Below are 2,012 nucleotides of genomic sequence, written 5' to 3' on the forward strand. Positions count from 1 at the left end.
CGGGCCGGCGAACGACCTGCCCACCTACCGCCGCTGGCTGGACCGCCAGGGTGTGGCGGGCGCGGTGGACACCCTCGTCGCCGGGGACGAGCGGACCCTGACGGCCGCCGTCCGCGCCTACGCCGACGCCGGCGTCACCGAGTTGCAGGTCGTCCCCATCGGCACCCCCGCCGAGGTGGAGCGCACCCTGGCCCTGCTGCCGACGCTCGCCACCTGACCGGACACCTGCCGGCCGTGAGAACGGACAGGACGTGCGCAAACGGACGCACAGATGTCCGGTCATTGCGGTCGCGCTCTCGGTCTGCGGAATCCGGCTTGTCCGGCCGGACCGGCCCGTCGCACGATGGGGGCATGCCCACCACCGCGCCGTGCACCCTTGGTGTGCGCCGCGCGCTGCGCGCGTTCGACCTGGAGCGGTTCTGGCCGTCGCGCCGGAGCCACGCCTTCGACGAGGGGTGTCGCTAGGGAGCATCGGCGGATCCCGCCGTCCCCTCCCTCCCACCACCCCGTGCGCCATCACCCGCCGGGTCGTCCCGGCCGGATCCGGGGTGCCCGCGCGCCCCGGAAGGACCCCGAACACCCATGCCCGCCGCTCGTCGTCTGCTCACCACCGGGCTCGCCGCCCTCGCCGCGATCGGGCTCGCCGCCGGCTGCTCGCGCGCCGCGGAGACCCCCAGCACCGCCGCTCCCGCCGCCACCACCCCCGCCGCCGAGCTGCGGCTGGGCTACTTCCCGAACATCACCCACGCCCCCGCGCTGATCGGGGTGGCGCAGAACTCCTTCGCCACGGAGCTGGGCAGCGGCACCAAGCTCACCACCCAGACCTTCAACGCAGGCCCGGACGAGGTGAACGCCCTGCTCGGCGGCTCGCTCGACGCGGGCTTCATCGGCACCAGCCCGGCCATCAACGCCTTCGCCAAGTCCAACGGCGAGGCCATCCGGGTCATCTCCGGCTCCACCCAGGCCGGCGCCCAGCTCGTCACGAGCCCGGACATCACCACGCCGGACCAGCTCAAGGGCAAGGTCATCGCCACGCCGCAGGCGGGCAACACCCAGGACGTCGCGCTCAAGAAGTGGCTCGGCACGCAGGGCCTGGAGATCGGCGAGGGCCCGGACAAGGTGACCGTCCAGAACATCGACAACCCCCGCACGCTGGACCTGTTCAAGCAGGGCCAGGTCGCGGGCGGTTGGCTGCCCGAGCCGTGGAGCTCGCGGCTGGTCGACGCCGGGGCGACGGTCCTCGTCGACGAGAAGACCCTGTGGCCGGAGGGCAAGTTCCCGACCACGGTGCTGATCGTGCGCACGCAGTTCCTGCAGGAGCACCCGCAGACCGTCGAGGCGCTGCTCCGCGGCCTGCAGAAGTCGGTCGACTTCGCCACGGCGAACCCCGACCAGGCCAAGACGATCACGAACGACTCGATCAAGGCCATCACCAACTCGGCGCTCGCCCCGGCGGTGCTGGACCGGGCGTTCACCGAGCTCAGCTTCGACACCGACCCGCTCGCGGCCACCTTCCCGCAGCTCGCGAAGGACAGCGTCACCGCCGGGGCCACCCCCACGGAGACGGACGTGAAGGGCCTGTTCGACCTGGGTGCGCTGAACACCGTGCGCCAGGCGGACGGCAAGCCCGCGGTCGACTCCGCGGGCCTCGACCAGCAGGGATGACGCCGGTGACCGTGGAATCCGAGATCGACCAGGCCCGCCGCGAGCGGACCGGACGCACCGCCGTCGAGCTGTCGGGGGTGGGCAAGACCTTCGGTACCGGGACCTCCGCGGTCACCGCCCTTCGCGGGATCGACCTGCGGGTCGCGAGCGGCGAGTTCGTCTGCCTGCTCGGCGCCTCCGGCTGTGGCAAGTCCACACTGCTCAACCTGGTCGCGGGGCTGGACGCCCCCACCGGGGGCACGCTGTCGGTGAGTGCCGCGCGGCCGTCGTTCATGTTCCAGGAGGCCGCGCTCATGCCGTGGCTGACGGCGGCGCGCAACGTCGAGCTGCCGCTGCAGCTCGCCGGG

The 2,012-nt window shown here is 72.9% G+C and carries 2 protein-coding genes and 1 pseudogene; all 3 read left to right on the forward strand.

The annotated features are described in order from the left end of the window. Positions 1-217: pseudogene (locus tag H5J29_RS30525) on the forward strand (LLM class F420-dependent oxidoreductase); the annotation flags it as partial. A gap of 365 nt (positions 218-582) precedes the next feature. Beyond that, a complete protein-coding gene (locus H5J29_RS30530; protein WP_181784413.1) occupies positions 583-1,665 on the forward strand; it encodes an ABC transporter substrate-binding protein in 1,083 nt (360 codons plus the stop codon). Then, the coding region (locus H5J29_RS30535) for an ATP-binding cassette domain-containing protein (protein WP_181784414.1) at positions 1,662-2,012 on the forward strand (351 nt) is incomplete at its 3' end. The genes H5J29_RS30530 and H5J29_RS30535, both read left to right, overlap by 4 nt.

Origin of the sequence: Pseudonocardia pini (assembly GCF_013870575.1) — a bacterium.
Lineage (GTDB): Bacteria > Actinomycetota > Actinomycetes > Mycobacteriales > Pseudonocardiaceae > Pseudonocardia > Pseudonocardia pini.